This window comes from Thalassospira sp. SN3W, assembly GCF_038070535.1.
Lineage (GTDB): Bacteria > Pseudomonadota > Alphaproteobacteria > Rhodospirillales > Thalassospiraceae > Thalassospira > Thalassospira xiamenensis.
The window spans coordinates 2,528,996-2,554,311 of record NZ_CP121124.1 but is presented as its reverse complement, the minus strand read 5'-3'; the positions used below and the strand labels follow the sequence as shown (position 1 = coordinate 2,554,311).

General features: G+C 55.5%; 21 protein-coding genes. 9 read left to right on the top strand and 12 right to left on the bottom strand.

The features are described from left to right. Positions 1-3 precede the first annotated feature (3 nt). The 3 genes from P8T57_RS11505 to P8T57_RS11495 are packed head-to-tail and all read left to right on the top strand — an operon-like array spanning position 4 to position 5,737. A complete protein-coding gene (locus P8T57_RS11505) occupies positions 4-957 on the top strand; it encodes a DUF58 domain-containing protein (RefSeq protein WP_007089059.1) in 954 nt (317 codons plus the stop codon). Continuing rightward, positions 954-3,665, top strand: coding sequence for a DUF4159 domain-containing protein (locus P8T57_RS11500; protein ID WP_341363163.1), 2,712 nt, complete (start codon positions 954-956; stop codon positions 3,663-3,665). The genes P8T57_RS11505 and P8T57_RS11500 overlap by 4 nt, the downstream gene beginning before the upstream one ends. Then, positions 3,662-5,737, top strand: a complete 2,076-nt coding sequence (locus P8T57_RS11495; RefSeq protein ID WP_341363162.1) for a hypothetical protein — start codon at positions 3,662-3,664, stop codon at positions 5,735-5,737. Before P8T57_RS11500 ends, P8T57_RS11495 begins: the two co-directional genes overlap by 4 nt. Positions 5,738-5,739: 2 nt before the next feature. On the opposite strand, the gene P8T57_RS11490 is transcribed toward P8T57_RS11495, so the two are convergent. Next, positions 5,740-6,672 carry a LysR family transcriptional regulator gene (locus P8T57_RS11490; RefSeq protein ID WP_037990543.1) on the bottom strand — a complete coding sequence of 311 codons (933 nt, stop codon included), beginning with the start codon at positions 6,670-6,672 and terminating at the stop codon, positions 5,740-5,742. 166 nt (positions 6,673-6,838) lie between these two features. On the opposite strand from P8T57_RS11490, the gene P8T57_RS11485 reads away from it, so the two are divergent. Continuing rightward, on the top strand, positions 6,839-7,804 hold the full coding sequence (locus tag P8T57_RS11485) for a glutathione S-transferase family protein (RefSeq protein WP_341363161.1): 966 nt from the start codon (positions 6,839-6,841) through the stop codon (positions 7,802-7,804). An 89-nt stretch (positions 7,805-7,893) separates the two neighbouring features. Here P8T57_RS11485 and P8T57_RS11480 read toward each other — a convergent pair whose 3' ends face one another. From P8T57_RS11480 to P8T57_RS11440, 9 genes are all read right to left on the bottom strand, one after another. Further along, a complete protein-coding gene (locus P8T57_RS11480; protein ID WP_007089064.1) occupies positions 7,894-8,400 on the bottom strand; it encodes a F0F1 ATP synthase subunit B in 507 nt (168 codons plus the stop codon). A 4-nt stretch (positions 8,401-8,404) separates the two neighbouring features. Next, entirely contained in the window at positions 8,405-8,890 is a 486-nt protein-coding gene (locus P8T57_RS11475) for an ATP synthase subunit B' (RefSeq protein ID WP_007089065.1), read from the bottom strand. Positions 8,891-8,964: 74 nt separating this feature from the next. Next, positions 8,965-9,189, bottom strand: a complete 225-nt coding sequence (locus P8T57_RS11470) for an ATP synthase subunit C family protein (protein ID WP_007089066.1) — start codon at positions 9,187-9,189, stop codon at positions 8,965-8,967. A 60-nt stretch (positions 9,190-9,249) separates the two neighbouring features. After that, complete coding sequence (locus P8T57_RS11465) at positions 9,250-9,972, bottom strand: F0F1 ATP synthase subunit A (protein ID WP_007089067.1); 723 nt, start codon at positions 9,970-9,972, stop codon at positions 9,250-9,252. 33 nt (positions 9,973-10,005) lie between these two features. Next, positions 10,006-10,359, bottom strand: a complete 354-nt coding sequence (locus tag P8T57_RS11460; RefSeq protein WP_007089068.1) for an AtpZ/AtpI family protein — start codon at positions 10,357-10,359, stop codon at positions 10,006-10,008. Positions 10,360-10,818: 459 nt separating this feature from the next. Continuing rightward, positions 10,819-12,162, bottom strand: coding sequence for a class I SAM-dependent methyltransferase (locus tag P8T57_RS11455; protein ID WP_341363160.1), 1,344 nt, complete (start codon positions 12,160-12,162; stop codon positions 10,819-10,821). Between the two features lie 90 nt (positions 12,163-12,252). After that, positions 12,253-15,786 (bottom strand): chromosome segregation protein SMC, encoded by a 3,534-nt coding sequence (gene smc, locus P8T57_RS11450; RefSeq protein ID WP_341363159.1) that lies wholly within the window; start codon positions 15,784-15,786, stop codon positions 12,253-12,255. A gap of 72 nt (positions 15,787-15,858) precedes the next feature. Further along, on the bottom strand, positions 15,859-16,455 hold the full coding sequence (locus tag P8T57_RS11445; protein WP_063095328.1) for a thioredoxin domain-containing protein: 597 nt from the start codon (positions 16,453-16,455) through the stop codon (positions 15,859-15,861). 233 nt (positions 16,456-16,688) lie between these two features. Beyond that, the gene (locus P8T57_RS11440) at positions 16,689-17,312 is read right to left on the bottom strand and encodes a DciA family protein (protein ID WP_007089071.1); all 624 of its coding nucleotides are present in this window, start codon (positions 17,310-17,312) and stop codon (positions 16,689-16,691) included. Positions 17,313-17,392: 80 nt separating this feature from the next. On the opposite strand from P8T57_RS11440, the gene mutY reads away from it, so the two are divergent. Further along, a complete protein-coding gene (mutY, locus tag P8T57_RS11435) occupies positions 17,393-18,463 on the top strand; it encodes an A/G-specific adenine glycosylase (protein ID WP_341363158.1) in 1,071 nt (356 codons plus the stop codon). Between the two features lie 84 nt (positions 18,464-18,547). On the opposite strand, the gene P8T57_RS11430 is transcribed toward mutY, so the two are convergent. Both P8T57_RS11430 and P8T57_RS11425 read right to left on the bottom strand, forming a co-directional pair. Continuing rightward, complete coding sequence (locus P8T57_RS11430) at positions 18,548-18,757, bottom strand: hypothetical protein (RefSeq protein ID WP_341363157.1); 210 nt, start codon at positions 18,755-18,757, stop codon at positions 18,548-18,550. Between the two features lie 142 nt (positions 18,758-18,899). Next, a complete protein-coding gene (locus tag P8T57_RS11425) occupies positions 18,900-20,000 on the bottom strand; it encodes a site-specific DNA-methyltransferase (protein ID WP_037990538.1) in 1,101 nt (366 codons plus the stop codon). Positions 20,001-20,464: 464 nt separating this feature from the next. Between P8T57_RS11425 and P8T57_RS11420 the strand changes: the two genes are divergently transcribed. The 4 genes from P8T57_RS11420 to P8T57_RS11405 all read left to right on the top strand — a co-directional run bounded on the left by P8T57_RS11420 (position 20,465) and on the right by P8T57_RS11405 (position 25,280). Beyond that, positions 20,465-21,478, top strand: coding sequence for a BMP family protein (locus tag P8T57_RS11420; RefSeq protein ID WP_063095368.1), 1,014 nt, complete (start codon positions 20,465-20,467; stop codon positions 21,476-21,478). 132 nt (positions 21,479-21,610) lie between these two features. Further along, positions 21,611-23,260 carry an ABC transporter ATP-binding protein gene (locus P8T57_RS11415; RefSeq protein ID WP_341363156.1) on the top strand — a complete coding sequence of 550 codons (1,650 nt, stop codon included), beginning with the start codon at positions 21,611-21,613 and terminating at the stop codon, positions 23,258-23,260. Then, positions 23,257-24,327 carry an ABC transporter permease gene (locus P8T57_RS11410; protein ID WP_341363155.1) on the top strand — a complete coding sequence of 357 codons (1,071 nt, stop codon included), beginning with the start codon at positions 23,257-23,259 and terminating at the stop codon, positions 24,325-24,327. Before P8T57_RS11415 ends, P8T57_RS11410 begins: the two co-directional genes overlap by 4 nt. A gap of 11 nt (positions 24,328-24,338) precedes the next feature. Further along, entirely contained in the window at positions 24,339-25,280 is a 942-nt protein-coding gene (locus P8T57_RS11405; RefSeq protein ID WP_341363154.1) for an ABC transporter permease, read from the top strand. Positions 25,281-25,316 lie beyond the last annotated feature (36 nt).

Below are 25,316 nucleotides of genomic sequence, written 5' to 3'. Positions count from 1 at the left end.
GAATTGGCATTGGCCGCGGTCCACGATCATGTTGCAGCCGCACGTGCACTGGCGGCCCGATTGCCGCAACTGATCGATGAAAGCCGACGCATGGCGATCAGCTTGCGAAGCGGCCTTCACGGCAACCGCAAAGTCGGCCCTGGCAGCGATTTCTGGCAGTTCCGCCCCTACATCACTGGCGACCCGACCAACCAGATCGACTGGCGTCGTTCCGCGCGTAGCGATCATACCTTTATCCGTCAGACCGAATGGCAGGCCAGCCACAATTACTGGATCTGGCCGGTTCTATCGCCATCCATGTATTGGTCATCGGCACGAGACATCCCTTTCAAGGCCGAACGCACCCTTGTCATTTCCATCGCACTTGCCGATCTGCTGCTGCGCAACGGGGAAACGGTCGGAACATTCGATGCCGAACGGACCCGCATCACATCTGCCGAACATCTTGAAAAACTGGCCCACGCCATGCTGGCAAGCCCGGGCAACATCACCGACCATGCCGGTTCGATGCATGCCGGTCGCAAACATTCCGTTCTGGTGCTGGGTGATTTTCTGGAATTCGTCGATAGCAAGCAGTCGCCGGTCCGCGCGATCAAGACCCTTGGCCAGTATCAGAATGACGGTGCGCTGGTGCATGTTCTTGATCCCGCTGAAATCGAGCCCCCCTTTACCGGTCGGGTCAATTTCATGGATACCGACGATCAGATGATTTACCGCAGCGAACGGTTTGAAGACCTTCGGGAAGGTTTCCGGCAGCGGGCCAAAACCTGGCGTGCCGACATCCGCGACGCCGCGCGTGAAAACGACTGGCTGTGTGACCAGCATGTGACTTCGGAAAGTGCAAGCCCGACCCTGCTTGCGCTTTATCAGCATCTAAGCGAACGCCAAAGCCAAAGTGGCTCTAACGGACGTGGTCGTCCGGCAATGAACCGCAACAGCCCGACGAGGCCGCGATGAACCTTGCGGCCATCACCTTTTTATATCCTGCGATGCTGGCCGGTCTTCTGGTTCTGCCGATTGTCTGGCTGATCATCAGATCCGCACCAAGGTCGCCCAAACAAGTCGTGTTTCCGGCGGCCCGGTTGTTGCGGGGGCTTCGTGCCAACCGGCGTGACATGCAACGCGCACCAATCTGGCAAACGCTTTTACGCTGCCTGATCCTGACCATGCTGATCCTCGCTGCCGCGCGACCAGTCCTTAACAGAACAGAATTCTCGCGCGACGAGGGCGCTATTCTGATCATTGCCGAAAACAGCTGGTCATCAGCAGCAAACTGGCAGGAATATCGCACCGGCCTTAGCCAGATCATCAATCAGGCACGGCTGGATTTGCGCAGCATCTATATCGCACAAACCGCACCCGAGGCATCCGGCGCAACAACAACAAGATTACCCGATATTATCGGCCCGATATCGCCGCACGAAGCTGACCGTTTTATTGATCGACTGCATCCGCGCCCATGGGCTCCCGATTATACGGCTCTGTCAAACCGGATCGCCGATCACCAGCATATGGCCAATTCCATCGGCAGCATTATGTGGCTGACGGATAATATGGAACACCCCGCAAAGGCGGATCTTGCCAACGAACTTGGTACCATTGCACCGATTACCGTACTTGGTCCCAAACGTGAAAACCGCATCGCGGTTCAATCGCTGAAACGCAACCGTACCGGACTTGATATCACCCTGGCCCATCAGAATATGAATGCGCCAGGCGAATTTGCCCTTCTTGCGCGCAATGAACGTGGTCAGGTCCTGTTGCGTCACACTGTAAAAATTGAACCAGCAACCCATCAGACCAGAACCCAAATCCCACTACCCAGCGACATCACCAATTCGATACAGTCCGTAGGAATAGAAGGTATAGAATCCGCTGCCACGGTCTTTCAAACCGGTGCCCGCTGGCAACAGCGAAAAGTCGGTGTGATTGTCAGTTCCGGAGATAGTCCGGTGCTGCTGTCGGATCGGTATTTCTTTCTGGACCGGGCAATTTCCCCCTATGCCGACTTGACCTATGCACCACTTGGAAAGCTGCTTGAAAGCGGGATGGATATCCTTGTCGCCACAGGGCCGATTTCCGGCCTTGGCAGCCAATATTCAGCCCTTGAGCGCTGGGTCCGCGATGGCGGTATGTTGGTGCGTTTCGCAGGGGACAGCACGACCGAGGTCGAACCGGAATTCCTGCCTGTGACGCTGCGTCTTGGCAATCGGGATTTCGGCGGATCGATGTCATGGGAAAAACCGAAACGACTTTTGGCATTTCCGGAAACCAGTCCATTTTTCGGCGTCCTGATTCCCGAGGAAATCACCATCAATCGGCAACTTCTTGCCGAACCCGATCCGGAAATTGTTGCCAAAACATGGGCCCGCCTGACTGATGGCACCCCGCTGATTACAAGTGCCCCGCGCAATGCCGGGCGAATTGTTCTTTTCCATGTGACCCCGTGGGCCGATTGGTCGAACCTTCCGATGTCGGGCCTGTTTGTCGAAATCTGGCAACGCCTTTTACCCCTTGCAAGCCCAAGTGACCGGTCTGAGGCCGAACTGCAAACAAGCCTGCCGGCCCAATCCGTGCTCGATGGCTTTGGCCGTGCTCATCAACCTGATGCAACGACCCTGCCCTTGCGCACACCGTTGCCGATGCCCGATCCACGGCATCCGCCGGGGATATACGGCAAAAATGGTCAGGCCGTTGCGCTTAACCTTGGCTCATTCCTTGAAAATCTTGACAGTCAGGTCCGCTGGCCGTCCGGCACGGTCATACGTGAAATCACCGATCAGGACCAAATCGATCTTGCCTCGATGTGCCTGATGGCTGCGATGCTGCTTCTGATCCTTGACGGGGTTGCCCTGATACTCGTCCATCACGTCAGTCTGAGACGTGCCCGGCATAAAGATGCGCTGACATCTTTCCTTCTGCTGGCATTTATCGGTGCTTCGGCAACGATGCTGCTGGGTGGCCGCGACGCCAAGGCGGTCGAAACACAGGCCGCTGCCTTGCAACCGCGTCTCGCCTATCTCAAGACGGATGTTGCCCCGATTGACCGTCTCAGCCAGTCGGGACTTGCCGGCTTGACCGAAATCCTGCGTCGGCGAACGGCCGCTGACCTGGCCGCCCCGGATGCCATTGACCCCGAAGCCAACGATCTCAGCTTTTATCCGCTGATCTATTGGCCGCTGGTTGACGGACAGCAACCTTTTTCGGACTTTGCCCGGACGCGTATCAACCGATATCTCGATAGCGGCGGCATGATCCTGATTGACAGCCGTGATCAGGAAGTCGAACCCGCCCGCCTGCGCCGATTACTGGCCGGGCTGGAAATCCCGATCCTTGATAAGGCGCCCGGGGATCATATCCTGTTTCGCAGTTTCTATCTGCTGGACCATGCCTATGGCCGCTTTGCCGCGCCGCTTTGGCTTGATGCACGGCCCGATCAACGGTTGGACGGTGTTGCGTCTGTTCTGTTTGGCGGGAATGACTGGGCATCGGCCTGGATGCTGAACGAAGGCATCCAGACAGAGAGCCGCACCGATGACATTTCCCCGCGCCAGCGCGAAATGGCCTGGCGTTTCGGGGTCAACCTGGTGATGTATGCGCTTACCGGCAGTTATAAGGGGGATCAGGTTCATTTACCGGCAATCCTTGAAAGGCTTGGCCGATGAACAGAAGCTGGCAGGATTTTCAGATCGCACCATTACTTGATATCGGGCTGCTGCAAATACTTGCCATCGCCTGTGTAGCCGCCATCCTGCTTTTTGCGGTATTTCGCCTGCGGGGCACGATCTGGCGGGCAATCGCGATGGCGGTCATGCTGCTTGCACTGATTGCGCCGCAATTTACCGATCAGAACCGTGAAAAACTAAGCGACATCGTCCTTGTGCTGGTGGATCGTTCCAATAGCCAGAATATCGGTAGCCGCACCGACCAGACGGATGCCGCGATCTCGCAGATACGCAACCGCTTTGCCGATGATCAAAGTATCGAACTGCGTATCGAAGAAGTGCCGGGCGAAACCGACACCCTGATGTTTGCCGCCCTTGACCGGCTTCTTGGCGGAATCCCGCGCGAACGACTGGGTGGTGTCGTCATGATTACCGATGGGCAAATTCACGATATTCCCGCCAGTCTGGATCTGGGTGCGCCCCTGCATGCGCTCATTACCGGGCGCGAAGATGAACATGACCGGCGTTTGCAAATTCGCCAGACCGCCGATTACGGTATCGTTGGCAAGAACGCGGATTTCATGGTCGAAGCCATTGATCACAACCTTGAGACAGGAAGTCCGGTATCGGTCCGCATGCTGCATGAAGATGGCACCGAACGGAACCTGACGCTGCCGGCCAACGAACCGCACCGCGTCACCATTCCTGTGCCCCACGCCGGGCCGGTGATCGCTGAATTGCGCATGGATGAAAATCCTGACGAAACAGATCAGACCAACAACCGGCTGATCCTTGAAACGACCGGCGTTCGTGATCGGCTCCGTGTCCTGCTGCTTTCGGGCGAACCGCATCCCGGCGAACGGGCATGGCGGAACCTTCTGCGTGCCGATCCCGGTGTTGATCTGGTGCATTTCACGATCCTGCGCCCACCGGAAAAAGGCGACGATACCCCGATAAACGAATTGGCTCTGATCCCATTTCCGATCCGTGATCTGTTTGAAGTGCGCCTGCGGCAGTTCGATCTGATCATTTTTGATCGCTATCAGATGCGCGGGGTTTTGCCTGCCCACTATCTGGAAAAGGTGGTGGATTATGTCCGATGGGGTGGTGCCGCCCTTGTTGTCGCCGGGCCGGAATATCTTGGACCTGATGGGCTTTCAAACACGGTTCTGGGTGATTTGATGCCGGTTCGGGCAACGGGCCGTGTCATTGAACAACCTTTTGCGCCGCGCGTGAACACAGCCGGACGCATTCATCCGGTGACAGCCCCGATTGCCGGTTCAATCAATACCCCGCCAAAATGGGGCCGCTGGTATCGGCAAATCGAAACCCGGGAAACTGACAATGACGTCATGACGCTTTTGACCGGTGTGGATCAATTACCCCTATTGTCCTTGCGGCGTGTTGAAGAAGGCCGGGCAGCTATGCTGAGTTCGGATCAGATGTGGTTGTGGCAGCGCGGCCATGATGGTGGCGGACCGATTGCCGAATTACTACGCCGATTGTCGCACTGGCTTATGAAGGAACCGGCCCTTGACGAAAACACCATTGCCACCGAACGCAGTGCCGATGGTAAAAGTCTGACCCTGAGCTGGCGCAAGATCGGGGCTGAACCGACAACCGCAACCGGTGCCGATCCGGAAACCGGCAAAGTCGTGCGCACAACATTTGAACGAACATCGGATCAGACATGGCAGGCCACCCTGCCCATCGCAGAGCGCGGCCTGATCCGCGTTCAGGCCCTTGATCGCGACGGCGTTACCCAGTCGGCATTGCATGTCGACCGCGATGTTCTGACCAGTGAACGTCGCAACACCAACTCGACATCAGACCTGTTACGCGAACTGGTTCTGGCCAATGGCGGATATATTGATCGCATCGAAAAAGGGCTTCCCGATTTCCGTCGGGTGAAAGAAGAACGTGTCTGGTTTGGCACAAACTGGGCAGGCTTGATGGAAACGGAAAGCTATCGCACAGTGATTGGCGGCATTACCAATCTGTTGCCTCTTCCGGTCGTTGCTATTCTTCTGGGGTTGATGTGTCTGATCGGCTGGCGGATCGAAAGCAAATAGCCTTAGTCGACCGGATACATCGTTTTGTGGAAATTACATAATCCACCGCGAAACTTTTCCACCAGAAAATCAATGAAAATACGCACCTTGGTCGGAAGATGGCGTCGTTCCGGATATACGGCATAAATCCCGCCACTGGCCAGCGAATTATATTCCTTAAGGATTTCGACCAGCGACCCTTTTTGAAGCGCCTCGGCAACGATGAATTCCGGTTCACGCGCGATACCAAGGCCCCGGATCGCTGCGAACGAGGTAAAATCACCATTGTTACACGACATGACCGGATTGACGCGGACATTAATCTGGCCTTCGGGTCCTTCAAATTCCCAGACATTCGGGCTGGGAAGGTTGGTATAGGCAAGTGTCCGGTGATTGGCCAGTTCGGTCGGGTGTTTGGGTTCACCATGTTCGGCGATGTAGCCCGGCGATGCCACGACGTAACCGTTAAAGTCGGCAAGCTTGCGGGCAATCAGGCTGGAATCCTTTAACCGGGTGATGCGGATGGCCATATCGAACCCTTCGGCAACCAGATCAACCATGTGATCGGCCAGATGAATATCGACATGCAACCCCGGATGCAGGCCCATGAATTCAGACACCAGATCGGGCATATACCGCTGGCCAAATGTCAGCGGAGCCGAAATCCGGAGCGTACCCCGCGGCGTGCCCCGTAAATCGGTCAGGGCATGTTCGGCTGTTTCGATTTCCTCAACCACGCGCGCGCAGTGCTGATAAAAAGTTGCACCCGCGTCGGTCAGGCTCAACCGGCGTGTCGTGCGATTAAGCAAACGAATGCCAAGACTGTCTTCAAGCTTGGTGACATGCTTGCTCACCGCGGATTTGGACATGGCAAGTTTGCGCGCGGCGCCGGAAAAGCTTTGCTCCTCGACGACACGAGCAAAAACCGTCATTCCATCCAGATTGCCGATCAGCATTGCTTTGCCCCTGTCCGAGTACCGAATAATTGTTGCCCATTTGGAAACAAATTAATGTCATATCGCCCGATTGCATTCAACGAGGAAATGACGATGATGGGAACAACGACCCCGGCCGCGCGTAATCGGCATATCACGGGACCACAAAAAACCGGAGGATACGATTATGGGCCTTTTGGTCGATGGAGAATGGAAAGACCAATGGTACGACACGAAATCGACCGGTGGTAAGTTCAAACGTCAGGACGCCGCTTTTCGGAACTGGCTGTCGAAAGACAAGGACGCCGAATTTCCTGCCGAAGCTGGTCGTTATCACCTGTATGTTTCCTATGCCTGCCCGTGGGCACATCGCACGCTGATCTTCCGCGCCCTCAAGGGACTGGAAGACATGATTTCAGTTTCGGTCGTGCATTGGCGCATGCTTGAAAATGGCTGGGAATTTTCCCCTGATGACGGGCTGCCCGACCATCTTGGCAATCACGGTTTCATGCATCAGATTTATACTGCGGCAAAACCTGATTATACTGGACGGGTTACGGTGCCGGTTCTTTGGGACAAGAAAACCAACCGGATTGTCAGCAACGAATCTGCCGAAATCATCCGGATGCTCAACTCTGCCTTTGATGATCTGGGAGCCAAACCCGGCGATTACTATCCCGAAGATCTGCGCAGCGAAATCGATGCGATCAATGGCCGCGTCTATGACGATGTGAATAATGGTGTCTACAAATCCGGCTTTGCGACCGCTCAGGATGCGTATGAAGACGCTGTGGCAACGCTTTTTGGCACGCTGGACTGGCTGGAAGACCGTCTGTCGACCCATCGCTATCTGGCGGGTGATCGTCTGACAGAGGCCGACTGGCGGCTATTCACCACCCTGATCCGGTTTGATCCGGTCTATCACGGGCATTTCAAATGCAACCTGAAAATGCTGAAGGACTATCCCAATCTTTGGGCCTATACGCGCGAACTATATCAGGTGCCCGGCATCAAACAGACCGTGTTCTTTGAACATATCAAGGGCCACTATTATGAAAGCCACCTGATGATCAACCCGACGGGCATCGTGCCCAAGGGACCTGTTCTCGATCTTGCTATGCCACATGGCCGGGACAAACAGTTCGCCGGATAGATACGATTTGTTGGCTGACAACACCACGCCCAAACAAAAACCCCCGCAGAAGTTCTGCGGGGGTTTTGCATTCCGAAAACCGGAAACTATTAATTCAGGCGACCTTTGATTTCCGCAATTGCGCTATCGACAAGCTCGTCTGCCTTTGCAGCAGTAACCTTTTCGGAAACCAGTGCAAATGTGGCCTGTGCCGCGATTTCGGCCACACGGGCACGAACTTCGGCAATGGCCTGAGTTTCGAGATTGGCAATACGGTCCATGGCCTGCTGTTCACGACGCTTGAGCGACGCTTTCAGTTCAGCCTGGGCGTTCTCCAGCATGCGGTCGGCTTCCACCTTGGCATGGGCGCGGATTTCATCCGCTTCCTTCAATGCTTCGCGCTGTTTGGCCTGATACTTGGCCAGAAGCTCCTGAGCTTCTTCACGCAGGCGCTGTGCTTCATCCAGCTCTTCCGAGATTTTCTGCGCACGCTTGTCGAGTGCACCGGAAATACCCTTAACAGCCTTGAAGCCGCCGAAACCGGCAACCAGCAAGAAAGAAAGCGTGGTCCAGGTGTAAGGATCGGTAAGGAACGTAACCTCGTGCGGGGTTGCCATCTTCTTACTCTCCTACGATCGCCGAAACGGCCTTGTCGGCAGTTTTGGCCTGAACCTTGACACCGATAAGCTTGTCGGTTGCTTCACGGGCGATTTCGGATGCAGCTTCGGCCACACCTTTCATTGCGTCGTCTTTCGCACCGGCAATTGCCTTTTCGGCATCAGCGGTCTTTTTCGACAGTTTCTTGACCAGCGCTTCGGTTTTCGCAGCTTGCTCTGCAGCTGCTTTTTCCGTTGCTTCGCGAATATCTGCCTGTGCGGCATCACGAGCTTCTGCCAAGGCAGCCTCGTACTTCGCTATGGCGGCATCGGTTTCGTCTTTCAACGCCCGGGCCTTGCCAAGATTGTCTTCAATGGTCTTGTGACGGCGTTCCAGAACTTCGCCAACCTTCGGCAGCGCGATTTTCGACATCAGGAAATACAGGATGCCAAAAATAACGAACAGCCAGAAAATCTGTTCCGAGAACGTCGCAATATCAAACTGCGGCATAGCCTACTCCCGAATTCAACGACTCCGGCGAGGGGTATCCTCGCCGGGCCGAGTATTCGCGCAAAAGGCGCCGATTAGCCGAACAGAACGATCAGCGCAACGACGAGTGCGAACAGTGCAATAGCTTCGGTAACGGCAAAGCCGATCCAGCCATACAGTTCAACGTCGCCTTTTGCAGCCGGGTTACGGCCAACAGTCGCAATCAGGCTCGACCAGATGTTACCAACCCCGATACCGGCACCAATCATGCCAATAGCAGCCAGGCCAGCACCGATCATCTTAGCAGCATCGAGTTCCATAACTTCACCCTTTCGAATTTCTTAAAGGCAATCAGAAGAGATCACACCGGTCCACTAGCATTAGTGCATGTGGATTGCATCATGGAGATAGATGCAGGTGAGAATGGTGTAGACATAAGCCTGAAGCGCAGCAATGCCGAACTCCAGAACCGTAATCCCCGTCAGAAGAGCAAACGGAAGGACGCCGAAGATGCCGATCAGGCCGACGAACCCGCCAATCACTTTCAGCATGATGTGTCCGACGGTCATGTTCGCAAACAGTCGGATCGCCAAGCTGAACGGACGAGAGAAATAGGAGATGATTTCAATCGGGATCAGAATGAAGGCCGTTGCAATCGGCGCACCTGCCGGGAAGAACATCCGGAAGTAATGCGTACCGTGGCGAACGAAGCCGATAATGGTCACACCGATAAAGATCACCAGAGCCATCGCAAAAGTCACAGCGATATGGCTCGTAAAAGTAAAGCTGTGCGGGATCATGCCAAGCAGGTTCCCGAACAGAACAAACATAAACAGGGTGAAAACGAACGGGAAATACTTGCGCCCCGCGGTCCCCACGTTATCTTTCAACATATTGGCGACGAATTCATACATCACCTCGGCGGCACCCTGCCAACGGCCAGGTACCAATGCCCCACGACGCATGCTGAGCGTCATGAAGCCCGTTACGAGAACGGCTGCGATCACCATCCAAAGTGCGGAGTTGGTGAAGGAAACATCAATGCCGGCAACCGAAAGCTCGGCCAAGGGCTTGATTTCAAACTGCTCTAGCGGTCCAGCCACCGTAATCCTCGCTCAATCTTTTGAGGGCCAAGGCTAATCCTTGTCCCCCTGCTTGCGCTCCCCCATCGCGCGTCCAAGTCCGACTGCACTGTCGAATCCTTTGGCCACCCGATAAGCGTTAAGACCACCAGCACCTGCTCCGAGAAATACAAACAGAACAAGCAGCCAGGGCGTCGTACCAAGCACCCGATCCAGCGCCCAGCCAATCAATAGTCCAACAAGAACAGCAGCGATCATTTCCGCCGAAATTCTCATTCCTAATGCCATCCCTTGGGATGGTTTGCCGGTCGCCCGGTTCGGGCTGTGCGTTTCTTCACGCTTGCTTGCTACGGCCACCAACTTGCTTTCAAGCTCTGCTAATGAAGCGCGATCTTTATCATCGCTCATTGTCGTGAACCCCGCTGTGGCAACCTTGCAAACGTCGCAAGGAAATGCGCGGGCAACATACTTAGCGCCCCATAGGCTGTCAAGCCGTAAAACCCCACCTTGCCGGGGGCACAAAATTGACATTAAACATCTGTTTTATAACAATTTTACCGTCGAAATGTGTGATCATTCACATTTGATGTTAGGCGATAGTCGCAGCCGCATTTATCAGAGTTTTCCATAAACAACCGCTTGCAACCGGCGGTTTCCCTTGGTTCCTGGCCCGTTGAACCGCTGAATTGGGCTTCTGAGTAACCATTGTGAATTCAATCGCTTTTTATTGATTTCCGCCTTTTGTACCGTGTTTTGGCACCGGTATCCCGCCCAAGGTCCGATACGGGCTGGAACACGCAGTCATCAGCCATGCCGATTCATCACAAATCCGCCCGCACCGTTAGCCGCAAAAACACCGATCAAGGATCACTTCGGCAAATTAACCGACAAACGGCGTTGTCCATCCTGCTGCTGCCAGCCGCTTTCGGATGACGATGCCAGCATCCAGTCGAACTTGTGAAACAGCGCCCAGACAGCGGCCAATGTATTGTCTGCAATCTGGTTCATATCGATGGGCTGTTTGTGCAGGATTTCGTCACGCAACCGGGCTGATATATCGCCAAAGGACGTCTTGCCATCAAACAGCGCTAAAAGCCTGGCCAAGTCAGGTCCACCGGTCAGATCGACCGCATTACCGGTTCCATCCGCAAGGATAATCGGTTTGCCTGCATTGGTCAGCATATCGTCAAAGAAACCGTCAGAAGGGGCGACAAAGAACCACGGGCACAAATCACGATCCGGCATTGTCGTTGTTCCCGCCGCACGTTTGGCATCAGAACGTGTAAGATAAAAGGCATGCAACGGCATCGCACAGCTGTAACGTTCACAAAATGCCTGCTGATCGCGAAGCGGCAAAGCCGTCAGATCCCGCAGGATTTTCGGGTCCGCAACATGGTTTTCAATGCTGTAATGCGCCTTTCCAGTGCCGCCAAAACCGAAAAAGCCGGTAAAGGCAGCAACATCAAGCCCTGCCGAGGCAGCAAAGTCATAGACCCCGTGCACGTCATAGGCACATTCAACCGGATGCAGCAGCAGATCGACAATCTCGGGATCGTTTTCCAGCAACCCTTTAATAAAGCCCGGACCACCCCCCATTTTAAGCAGCATGTTGCCTTCGGGAAGCATCGAAAGAAGGCTTCGGGTCATGGCAAGCTGCTCATCAAGCGTCTTTCCGGGCAGAAGCGGTGCAACCATCTTGCGCCACTCGGTCACGGCAAGGCGGCCATGTTCCCCATACAGCATGGTACCGATGCAACCATCATTGGCCAGAACCGACACCAGATCATGAAGACCTTGTTCGGGAACCTCAAGGTGATGCAGCACACCGGCACAATTGATGTAATCGAACTTTTCCGGTGCGGTCGCGGCAAACTCGCCAATCGTTGCATTCACATAGGTAATATTGGTCAACCCACGTGCTTCGGCGCGGGCACGCGCCACCTTGGTGCTCGCACTTGATGGTTCCAGATATGTAACCTGCCCGCCGCAATCGCGCAGTTGTTCGGCCAGCCAGACAAGACTGTCACCTGTACCGCCCCCGGCAACAAGCGCACGAAATCTCGCATCAATCTTCTTGCGTCCGCCGAAACCGTAATGATTGACCCGCGAAAGGGTGTCCATCGGCGGCATCAGCAACCGTTCCTTTTCCTCCTGCGGGTCACGCATGGGATAAGGAAATTGCTCGTATAACGCACGGACTTCTTTGGACATTTTCGCAATTTTCCCGGTTGGAGTATCTCGCCAAGCCTCCCTCTTAACCCAAAGGCAGAGACGAACGAAACCCAAATACCGGAAAAATCATCAATTGGTAAAATCGAGCTCTTTTTGCTCTTTCTGGGAATATACCTCGGCCTGGCGCAAATCGACCGACACCAGCGAGGAAACACCACGTTCCGCCATCGTCACCCCGAACAGGCGGTTCATGCGGGCCATGGTCATGCGATGGTGGGTAATCACAAGGAAACGCGTATTGGCGTGACGACCAATCGCTTCAAGCAATTTACAGAACCGGTCGACGTTGGCGTCATCAAGTGGTGCGTCAACTTCGTCGAGCACGCAAATCGGTGCCGGGTTGGTCAGGAACACCGCAAACAGAAGCGCAACAGCGGTCAATGCCTGCTCGCCACCAGACAGCAATGAAAGGTGCTGCAATTTCTTGCCCGGCGGGGATGCCATGATCTCAAGCCCGGCTTCCAGCGGATCGTCCGCATCGGTCAGCATCAGATGCGCCCCGCCACCGCCAAACAGGCGGACAAACAACTGCTGGAAATGTTTGTCGACTTCGTCAAATGCCGCTTTCAGGCGGTTGCGTGCTTCGCGGTTCAGCTGGTTGATACCATTGCGTAATTTATCAATGGCGGCGATCAGGTCATCGCGTTCGGAAACCAGTGTGTCTTTCTGTTCTTCCATCTCGGCCAGTTCGACCTCGGCCCTCAGGTTAACCGCACCAAGGTTTTCGCGTTCGCGCGACTGACGCTGCAAACGGGCCTCGATATCGTCTTCGGATGGCAATTCCTTGGTCTGATCGATTTCGGCCAGCTCTACAAGCTGATCAGGCGTGGCATTAACCCGTTCGCGAATGCGTTCAATCAAATCTCGGCGGTGCTGTTCTGCCTGCTCCAGAAGGGCTTCACACCTAACCCGGCCTTCGCGGGCCTCGGCCAGTTTCTGTTCCGCTTCTTTCAGGTTGTGATCTGCTTCGCGCTGCGCATTTTCGGCACGCACCAGTTCATCCGCCGCGTCCTTGCGTGCCTGATCGGCAATCTCGATACGGTCGGAAAGGATCGCGCGGCGCTCTTCGATCTCGTCGGGCTTAAGTTCAAGCTCCTCGATCTCCATGCGCGCTTCTTCCTGACGTTCACGAAGCTGGGCCACACGTTCGCCTGCCCCCGATGCGCGATCATTCCAGGATGCGATTTCGCTTTCAACAAATTCAAGTCGCTTGCGACGCCCCGATGCATCACGCTGCATGCGTTCAAGCTGGCTGCGCGCTTCCATCTGATCGGCGCGCGCATCCGAAAGCTCGGCACGTTTTTCAATCAGCTCAGCCTTGATTTCCATCAGGCCTTCGCTCGATTCCTCGGGCGTTGCCGCCAGTTCTTCCTGCTCGGCGATCAGTTCATCAAGGTCCTGCTTGGCACGCTTTTCGGCTTCTTCGGCGTTTTGCAGGCGTCCTTCAATGGCACTGGCGTCACGTTTGATATTGGCAATTTCTTCTCGCGCGCGGGCCAATGATCCCTCTGCCTCGCGAAGGGCACGGTGGGCTTCCTGTTCGCCGTTGCGTGCGGCTTCAACATCTTCTTCAAGACGTTCAACATTTCCCCGCGTTGTATCGGCCTTTTCCGCTGCAAGCTCGACCGCGTCGTCGATCTCTTCAAGCTCAAGGCGTAATTCTTCAAGTCGATTACGCTGTCGCAAACGTGCGGCTGCCGGAAGCTCCGCGCCAACCTTGATCCGATACCCGTCCCAACGCCAAAGCGCACCTTCACGCGACACCAACCGCTGCCCGGTTTTCAACGTCTTGGCCAGCCAGTTACCGGTTGCCTCGTCATCAACAACCCCGATCTGCCAAAGGCGTCGGTTCAGCAATGCCGGACCGTCAACAAATTTCGCCAGTGCCTGGACCCCTTCGGGCAGGGCAGGGTCATCTGCGTCGGGGTCAACCGCCGACCAGTGCATCGGGGCATCTTCGGCATCGGGCGCGTCAAGGTCCTCGCCAAGTGCCGCCGCCATCGCCATTTCAAGGCCGCTGGTCACCGAAAGCTTTTCGATCACCGCCGGGAACTGCTGATCTGCATTGCCCTTGACCAGACTTTCAAGCGCCTCGATCTCGGCGACAAGCCGTGCCTTGCGGCTTTCGACATCACGCAGGGCATCGCGCGATTCGGTTTCCGCCGTTTTCAGGCTGTCTTCACGGTCGCGCAATTCGGCAAGACGCATTTCGGCATCTTCGATGGCAAGCTTGCGCTGCTCGCAAAGTTCTTCGCATTCCTCAAGCGCCAGACCGGCCTCTTCGAGGGCGTCGGTAAAATCGGCTTCAACCCGGATATCATCAAGGCGGGCAACGGCCTCGTCATAGCGTTCGGTCAAACGTGACCGGCGGGCGGAAAGCTCGCTTAACCGCTGCTGAACACTTTTAAGCCGGGCTTCTTCGGCGGCTGCCCGGTTGGTCAGTTCGTCAACCTGCCCTTCCAGCGTTTCAACCCTTGCGGCCTGCGCGACGGCGCGTTCCTTTGCCTCGTCGAGCTCGTCATCCTCGCCGTCCTGGGCTTGACCCAGCTCTTCGAGTTCTGCCTTAAGCTTGTTCAACGCCCCTTCGGCGTCGCTTGCCAGTTCGGCTTCACGCGCAAGGTCGGCATCAATCTGCTGGATGCGCGCACGAAGCTGCGACATTTGGGTTTCGATCTGTGCCTTGTCCTTGTCCAGTCCCTCACGCTCGATCAGCATGCGCTGCAAGGCCGCTGCCGCATCGCTTTCCTTTTTGCGAAGATCCGGAAGGCTTGCCGCAATATGGGCCTGAATGGTCGTTGCCTCGGTCACCTGACCGGTCAGGTCACGCACGGCACTTTCGCCCAGCACCAGCAATTCACGGGCATCTGCTTGCCGTTTTTCGGCATCGGTCCAGCGGATGTGGAATAGCAGAGCCTCCGTCTGGCGGATGCTTTCGGAAAGTTTGCGATACCGTTCGGCCTGTCGCGCCTGCTTTTGCAGAGACGCGATCTGGCTATCGAGTGTGACCAGAACGTCTTCAAGGCGTTCCATATTCTGTTCGGCATTTTTAAGTCGAAGCTCGGCCTCGTGGCGGCGTGAATGCAGACCGGTAATACCGGCGGCTTCCTCCAGAACCAGTCTGCGCTGACTTGGTTTCGCCCCGATCAGCGCACCGATCTTGCCCTGCGACACCATGGCGTTTGACCGCGCCCCGGTCGCGGCATCGGCAAACAGCAATTGGACGTCACGCGCACGGACATCCTTGCCATTGACCCGATAATTCGACCCGCCGCTGCGTTCAATACGTCGCACGACCTCAAGCGTTTCGTGATCGTTGAACATCGCCGGTGCTTTGCGTTCGGCATTATCCAGAACGACTGTGACCTCGGCAACATTTCGGGCAGGACGGGACGATGTCCCGCCAAAAATAACGTCGGACATGTCCGAGCCGCGCATCTGCTTGGCAGAGGTTTCCCCCATGACCCAGCGCAGGGCCTCGACAAGATTGGATTTGCCACAGCCATTCGGGCCGACAACACCTGTCAGCCCGTCTTCAACCAGCAATTCGGTTGAATCGACGAAGGATTTGAACCCCGTCAGCCGTAGCGATTTAAACTGGACCAATCATGCCCCCGATCCGTCCCTTCCCCTGATTGCCGGATGTCGCATCTGCAGCATCCGGCAGGATCATATTTATCAGTTGGTCAGATCTTCGACTTTATCTTCAAAGAACTTCAGATCGCGCGAACCGGCAAAGGTTTCACCATCAATCACAAAGCTCGGCGTTGAATTGACCTTGAATTCCTGTTCGCCGCGCATGCGCGATGCAACGATCCCGTCGATCAGGGCCTCGTCCGCCATGCAGGCATCAACCGCATCGCCATCCATACCGGCAAAACGAACCACCTGTTTGATGCCTTCAATCGGGTCCGCGGCCCGTGCCCAGGTCATCTGCGATTTGAACAGCATGCCCAGAACACCGAAATAACGGTCATCACCGGCACATTGCGCAACAGCAGCCGCACGAACCGCAACACCATCAAGCGGATAATCGCGGAAGATCAGCTTGGCCTTGCCGGTATCGATCAACGATTTCTTGATCTCCGGCAGGGTTTCATTATGGAACGTGGCGCAATGCGGGCAGGTCAGCGACGCATATTCGATGATCGTCACCGGCGCATCCGGATTGCCAAGCACATGTTCCTTATATTCTACAGCCTCGGCCTGCTGCGCCCCGACAACACCAATCGCAAATGCACATGCGACCGCAAAAAACTTAACTGCCTTCAGCAAGGAAACCTCCGTTAAAACAATATTTTGTGATTACAAGCCTGTTGCAGCGCGGGAGTCAACACGCCCCCCAAAAGCGCTAATGAGCCAACGAGTCGCCAACATCGTTTGGAAATGCGGCAACTCCGTGATCAAACATTATGGGAAAATGATTCGATCCGGCCCGCATCGGAATAAGGCTTTGGGGCACCGATTGGCAAATGACTTACACGTGATTTTAAACGCAATTTCACCGGCTATTTCTTCTGTCCCGGTTGCCCCCGCGCGTGAACATCCCCCGAAATGCGGCGTCCAAGCCGGGTCAGCACTTCGCGCAGATGCGGGTCTTCGATTTTGGCGATATCGATCTCGCTGGTTTCGCGGATCGGACCTTCGGGCACATTTTCCGGCCGTTTGACGGTGCGCTCTGGGCGGGAAATATCGCCCTGCATCATCTTGATGCGTTCAACCGCGCGATATCCGAAATAGGTATTCACCCGGTCGATGATCTGCGGCATGCGGTGCTGTAATTCAATCGCCACCGGTCCCATCACCCGGATCACAAGGGTTCCGCCCCCGGCATTTTCGCCGCGCGGCGGATTGTATTTGACCGGCATGGTGAATTGTTCAAGATCGCGACCGACAATTTCGGACCAGTGCAAAATGATTTCGGCCTGAAAGAAACCGCGTTTGCGGACCAGCGGACGTGTCAGATTGCCAACCATGGCGGCAATATTGCGCAGGCCCATGCGGCGTTCCGAACTGCCCATCGGGGTAATCTTTTGTTTCTTTTTGACCGCATTTTTTGCCGCAACCATATCGGCACGCTGATCTGGCGTGCTATGTGTCGGCGTATCGGTCATATCTTTTTGCTTGCTCACGCCCGCTTCTTTCGTAGGGTCTGAATCTGACCTAAACGTAATTACCCGTTTTCATCCCCGCAACATAACACGGGAACGCCGTGCATTTCACCAACGACGAAATCCATCACCTCGGTCGGACCATGCTGGACTGGTATGACCGTCATCATCGCACCCTTCCATGGCGTGCCGAACCGGGCGACGCACAGGACCCTTACCGCGTCTGGCTTAGCGAAATCATGCTGCAACAGACCACCGTGATTACGGTCGGTCCCTATTTCGCAGCATTCCTGCAACGCTGGCCGACCGTAACCGATCTTGCCAATGCCGATCTCGATGAAGTTCTGCATGCCTGGCAAGGTCTGGGATATTATGCACGCGCACGCAACCTGCACAAATGCGCCAAGGTTGTTGCCGATGAATATGACGGCCAGTTCCCCGATACCGAAGAAGGCCTTCTGAAGCTGCCCGGCATCGGTCCCTATACCGCCGCCGCCGTTGCAGCCATCGCCTTTAACCGTCATTCAAGCCCGGTCGATGGCAATATCGAACGGGTCATATCCCGTCTTTTTGCGCTTGAAACCCCACTGCCCGACGTCAAACCCGAAATCAAGGAAAAGTCGGCGGCCCTGACCCCGTCCGACCGGCCGGGCGACTATGCGCAGGCGCTGATGGATTTGGGCGCAACGATCTGCACGCCACGCAATCCGGCATGTGGCATTTGCCCGTGGCAGGCTTCCTGCGAAGGCCGCAAATCGGGCATTGCTCCGGAACTACCCAAAAAACGTAAGAAACCCGCCAAACCAACCCGGGTTGGCTATGCCTTCTGGATACGGCGCGAAGACGGTAAAATCCTGGTCCGGCGCCGCCCGGAAAAGGGTCTGCTGGGTGGACTTTACGAAGTGCCGGGCAGTGACTGGCGTGCGATTGAGGCCCCGGACGATGTGATGTTGTCCGAAGCCCCGATCAAGGCAAGTTGGACTGAACTAGATGGTACTGTCGGGCACACTTTCACCCATTTCCATCTCGATGTGACGGTCCTTGCCGCCAATATAGCTGAAAGCGACGCAGCAAAACTTGATGGCAGCTGGACAACGATTGACGGGTTATCGGAATTCGCCCTGCCGACGGTGATGAAAAAAATCGTGCGTCACGCGCTGAAATACCGCTAGGTCGGCGTCAAGCGAACGTTCAAAACGCAAAAAGAAGGCCCGTTGCCATTCCGGCGCGGGCCTTTTAAATCGTTAATCAGGTGGTCAGGCGTATATATCAATAACCTGCCCACGGCCCGTGCTGCTCGGCGGGGCCGATTGTTGTGACGTGTCGCTTTCTGCCACCTGATCGACCCGCTGGGTCGGCGGTGATTGAAGATCGTTACCACCGGTTTCGGCGATCGGTGCAGCTGCCTGCTGGATCTGGACCGGGTTCGGTGCGTAAGCGGCACTACCTGTTGCGCCAACCTGCATGGGGCTCTCCATCTATCCTTACGGATAATTCCAAGATTCAATATATAGCAAGAATTGCCCCCGAATGCAAAAGGCCGGAAGGTTTCACAACCATCCCGGCCTTCCAGATCAGATCATTTTAAGCGTGCTGCACCGCACGAAATCAGGCGGAAACCTGCCCCATTTCCTTGCGAAGCTGACTGCGCAGATTGTCGATCACAACCAATCGCCCGTCACACTTGTAATGCCAGTAAGTCCAGCCATTACAAGCCTGTGCGCCCTGAACATGGGCCCCGATCTGATGAATCGAACCGGCATTGTCCTTGTGACTGATTGAGCCATCGGCACGAACAAGCGCTGCAACATTGCCGCGGTTGTCATAAATCTTGTCGCCCGGTGCCAGAAGACCGCGTTCAATGACCGCACCGAACGGAATACGCGGAAGTGATCGCTTCGACTCCGTCATCTCAAGGCTTTCACCATCAAGCATCTGGACCTTGGCAATGCGTTCCTTGGCGGCCTTTGCATATTCTTCCTCGCGCTCAAGCCCGATGAAGTGACGGCCAAGGCGGCGCGCTGCCGCACCGGTGGTGCCGGTACCAAAGAACGGATCAAGTACAACGTCGCCCTGACGGGTCGTCGCCAGCAGAACACGCTGCAACAATGCTTCGGGTTTCTGGGTCGGATGGACCTTTTTACCCTTTTCATTCTTCAGGCGCTCGGACCCGGAACAGATCGGCAGCAACCAGTCGGACCGCATCTGCAATCCTTCGTTGAGCTGCTTCATCGCTTCGTAATTGAACGTGATCGCTTTCTGCTCGGCATTTTTCGAACACCACAGCAGGGTTTCATGCGCATTGCAGAAACGTTTGCCACGGAAATTCGGCATCGGGTTGGTTTTGCGCCACACGATGTCGTTCAGGATCCAGTAACCGATATCCTGCATCACCGTGCCGACGCGATAAATGTTGTGATACGAACCGATCACCCAGATCGCACCGGTATCCTTAAGGACACGGCGCGCGGCGGTCAGCCAGTCACGGGTGAAATCGTCATAGTGACGGAAACTGTCAAACTGGTCCCAATGATCGTCAACCGCGTCGACCTTGGAATTATTAGGGCGCAGCAGATCACCACCCAGCTGCAGGTTATAGGGCGGATCGGCGAAAATCAGATCGACCGACTTTTCCGGCAGGCTGTTCATCAGTTCGATGCAGTCCCCGACCATAACCTGATCAAGCGGTAAGGATGTTTTCTTTGTCATGATGCGTTCCAGGTTCCCCCATATTTCTTGAGGAAAGCATCACCGCAAAAAGTTAATAGACTCCGAAAATTTCCAAGGAGTCGCCACAGTTTCAAAGTAATTTCAGCCGTTTAGACAATCTTAACCGGTTCGGCCCAAAAACAGGAAGATTTTCATCCCGGACAGTAGCGGTCAAAAACCCCGCATATCTTCATCGGACTCCTTGACTTCGTTCTGGTCTGACCGGGTATGTGCGGCAAGAATTCAAATGTGAATTCGCAGATAGCTAACGCGCGCATCCGTATATTCACGTAGTTCAATACATCCTGATGTGAATTGCGTTACAGCAATTTAGCCGAAAACGGTAATTTGACCGTTTGGACAACTCTGCATTTGCCCTTCTTATGATCATGTATACAATCTGCATATCAAATACGCAGAAAAATAGAATTTTCAAGATTGGCAATAACCTGCAGGGGGACATCATGAAGTCTGGCACTTTCCGTCTTTCCCGTCGCGCAATGCTATCGGCCATGGCCGCAGCAGCCGCGGTGGTATCTTTTGGCCTTGGCGTACCGGCACCGGCAATGGCAGCCGACCCGATCAAGGTTTCGGCGATTTACACCGTTCCGGTCGAACAGCAGTGGGTTTCGCGTATCCACAAGGCGCTGAATGCCGCTCAGGAACGCGGCGACATCACCTATGAATTTTCCGAAAACGTCGCCAATACCGACTATGAACGCGTGATGCGTGAATATGCCGAAAATGGCTCGGCCCTTATTCTGGGCGAAGTTTTCGGTGTTGAACGCGCGGCCCGCAAGGTTGCCGCCGATTATCCCGAAACCGCGTTTCTGATGGGCTCAAGCTTCGGCCCCGAAGGCGACAATTTCTCGGTCTTTGACAACTATATCCATGAACCAAGCTATCTTGTTGGCATGGCAGCTGGCAAGGCGACCAAATCGAACAAAATCGGCATGGTTGGCGGTTTTGCCATTCCGGAAGTCAACCGCCTGATGAATGCCTTCATGGAAGGTGCCAAATCGGTCAATCCTGATGTCGAATTTACCGTGACCTTCATCAACAGTTGGTACGATCCGCCCAAAGCCAAAGAAGCCGCCTTTGCGATGATCGATAAGGGTGCGGATGTCATGTATGCCGAACGCTTTGGCGTTTCGGATGCCGCGAAGGAACGCGGCGTTCTGGCTGTTGGCAACGTGATCGATACCGCGGCAGACTATCCGGGCACCATTCTGGGTTCGGCCCTTTGGCACATGGAGCCGACGGTGGATCATGCGATTGCAGCGGTCAAAGCTGGTGAATTCAAGGCCGAAGATTACGGCAAACTCAGCTATATGGCACCGGGCGGCGGCACCGTCGTTCTTGATAGCTCCCTTCTGCCCGAAGGTACTGTTGCCGAAGTTGACACCAAACAGGCAGAAATTCTGGATGGCAGCTTTACCGTCAAGGTGAATGACGAAGAACCGAAATCTTCCATGTAAGATTTCTTCCACTTTGCAGGCAGTCCGGTTTAAACATCGGACTGCCTTTCGTTTTTCGAGGCGATCCAGCCATGCACCCGATACGCCAATATAGCCCAAGGCGTGACACATAAATATTAACGGATCAGCCGGATGTCATCTGCTGCCACCCCATCTTTGGAATCATCCCCGCAATTGCTGCTGCAACTGGCTGCAATCACCAAGAAATTCGGCCCGCTGATCGCCAATGACGCCATCGACCTTGATGTGCACAAGGGCGAAATCGTTGCACTGCTTGGCGAAAACGGTGCGGGCAAAACCACCCTGATGAATATCCTGTTTGGCCATTATGTTGCGGATACGGGGACCGTGATGGTCGCGGGGACGGATGGTATCCTTGCCCCGCTTGAACCCGGCGCACCGCAGGCGGCCCTTGATGCCGGGATCGGCATGGTTCATCAGCATTTCACACTGGCCGAAAATCTAAGCGGCCTTGATAATATCGTCCTTGGCACAGAACCGATTTTTCGCCTACGCCGCGACCGGACCAAGGCACGCGCCAAACTGTCAAAACTGATGGCGGGATCGGGTCTCAATGTCGATCTGGATCAGCCGGTTCATAAACTGACCGTCGGCGAAAAGCAGCGCGTTGAAATCCTCAAGGCTCTTTATCGCGATGCCCGTTTGCTGGTGCTGGATGAACCAACTGCGGTTCTGACGCCGCAGGAGGCAGACAGCCTTTTTGCGATCCTTCGCAAGCTTGCCACGACCGGGCTTTCGGTCATTATCATTGCCCATAAACTGGCCGAGGTTCTGGCGGTTTCCCATCGCATCGCGGTGCTGCGCGGCGGCAAAAAAGTCGGCGAAATGGCAACCGATCAGGCCGACAGACGTTCGATTGCCGAACTGATGGTTGGCCGCGATGTTCCGGGCAGCCGCCGAAGCGAACGCGTACCGGGCAAGCCGATCATCGAGCTTCGGGATGTAACGATTGATCGTGGCGATGCCAGACGTTCCCTGCATGGGGTGAACCTTCTGGCGCGCGAAGGCGAAATTCTTGGCATTGCCGGGGTATCGGGTAACGGGCAGGCGGCGTTGGCGCAACTGATTGCCGGGCTGGATAGGCCCGATGGTGGCACAGTCGAGATTTTTGGTGAAAAAGTTGCCAAATTCGATGCTCACAAGTTCGCCCAGAACGGCATCGCGCGTATCCCCGAAGACCGCCATCATGATGGCATGGTGGGCTCGATGACGGTGGCGGAAAACATCGTCATCGAAGATGTCCGATCCCGCGATTATCAGAAGTTCGGCTTCCTTGACTTCGAGGCAATCCGCAAGCGTGCCGAACATGCCATTGCCGATTACGATGTGCGCTGCCCCGGCCCGGACGCCCCCGCACGCCTGCTATCTGGCGGGAATATTCAAAAACTCATCCTTGCACGTGTTCTTGAAAAATCACCAAAACTAATCCTTGCCAACCAGCCATCGCGCGGGCTTGACGTTGGCGCGCAGTCAGAAGTCCATAGACGGCTTCTTGAAGCGCGCGAAGGCGGGGCAGCGGTGGTTCTGATATCCGAGGATCTCGATGAACTTCTGACCCTGTCCGATCAGATTGCGGTGATCCATGCCGGTCATGTATCGGCCGGGATTGCGGCAAACGATATTGACCGATCAGAGCTTGGCCTGATGATGGCCGGACAGAAAAAAAGCGATGCCGATTTCGGGTCCGGTAAATTTGAGCCCAGCACAAAGGCCAGCGCAAAAACCGATGAAAATGCCCCAAAATCAGGAGACCCGGCGTGATCTGGTTTGAACCCCGCACCAATCCATCCGCAATCATGGTTTATGGCGTCCCCGTCATGGCGGCAACTATCGCCATTCTTCTGGCAGCGATCCCGCTTGCCCTTGCCGGAGCACCGATCATAAACGCCTATGACCTGATGATAAGCGGCGCGTTTGGATCGATGTTTTCGATTTCGGAAATGCTGACACGTGCGACCCCGCTGATCCTGACCGGGTTGGCGGCCGCCATCGCGTTTCGGGCCAAGCTTTGGAATATCGGGGCGGAGGGGCAGCTTTACATGGGAGCCATGGCCGCCGTTGCCATCGGATCGGGCGTCATTGACGGGCCAAGCTATATCATGATCCCGGTGGTGCTGATTGCCGGGGCGCTCGCCGGGGCGGTGATGCTGATCGGGCCGACGCTTTTGAAAACGCGGTTAGGGGTGGACGAGGTTGTCACCACCCTGCTTTTGAATTTCATCGTCATTCTGTTTGTGCAGATGATGCTGGAAGGTGCGCTAAAAGACCCGATGTCGATGGGCTGGCCACAGTCCGAACCGGTAATCGATAATGCTGTTTTGCCGCCGCTGATCGAACGGATGCGGGTGCATCTGGGGCTGGTGATCGCGCTGACCTGCGCCGTGGCGCTGGCGATTTTCGTTAAACGCACCGTCTGGGGATTTGAAATTCGTGCGGTCGGTGAAAATGCCGCCGCAGCCAGATTTTCCGGAATTTCGGTAACCAAAACCATGGTACTGGTCGCGATGCTGTCGGGCGGTTTGGCCGGGCTTGCCGGTGTATCCGAAGTCGCGGGAACGCGGGGTTACCTCGCGACCGATCTGTCGCCGGGGTACGGTTATGCCGGGATTGTCGTTGCAATGCTGGCCCGCCTTTCACCGGTTGGCGTGATCATATCCGCCGTGTTTGTGGCATCGGTTTTTGTCGGTGCTGATTCCATGAGCCGCGCAATCGGCGTTTCAAGTTATCTGGCCGATCTGATTGTCGCGATGTCGTTGTTATGCGTTCTGATTGGCGGATTTCTGACCCGGTTCAAGGTCCATTTCGAACGCCAGAAATCAGCAGGTTAAGGGGAAAGAAAATGGAAATCATCGACATCCTTTTGACCGCAAATTTCTGGTCCGCAGCGCTTCGTATTGCCACCCCGCTGATTTTCGGGGTGCTGGGCGCGCTGATTTGTGAGCGCGCCGGAGTTCTTAACCTTGGCATCGAGGGGATTTTTACAGCCGGGGCGATGGCCGGATGGATGGCGGTCTGGCTGGGTGCCGGATTGTGGGGCGGCGTTCTGGTTGCCGCCTTGGCCGGTGGGTTTTTCGGCCTGATCCACGCAATCCTGACCGTACCGCTTGGCCTGTCGCAGCATGTGTCGGGGATCGGGGTAACGCTGCTGGCGACCAGCCTGTCGTATTTTACCTATCGCACGGCATTGCCCGATGTGTCGTCACCGCCGCGGATCATTCCGTTCCAGCCGCTTGATATTCCGATCCTGTCGGATTTGCCGTTTATCGGCCCGGCGCTGTTTTCGCAAACGGCTCTTACAATGCTGGCGCTTGTCATGGTGTTTGTCACCGGCTGGGTCTTGTATCGCACCCCGCTTGGCCTTGCGATCCGGGCGGTTGGCGATAATCCGTCCTCGGTCGAGGCGCAAGGGTTATCGGTTTATGCGCTACGCATCGGGGCCGTGGTTGCCGGATCGAGTCTGATGGCGCTGGGCGGCGCGTTTCTGACCATGTCGGCGTTTGATGCGTTTTTCTTTGGCATGATCAATGGCCGTGGCTGGGTTTGCATTGCGCTTACGGTGTTTGCAAGCTGGCGACCGGGCAAGGCATTGCTGGGCGCGTTGCTGTTTGGTGCGTTTGATGCGTTTCAGGTCCGCCTGCAAACCGAAGTTGGCGCGTTTCTGCCATCGCAGGTTTTCCTGATGATGCCCTATCTGCTATCGATTGCCGCCCTGATCATTGTGGCGCGCAAGGCCGATTATCCCAAGGCATTGCTGGTGCCGTGGTTCAAGGGACAGCGTTGATTTTCGACCCGAAACAAATAGCCTGATGATTAAAAT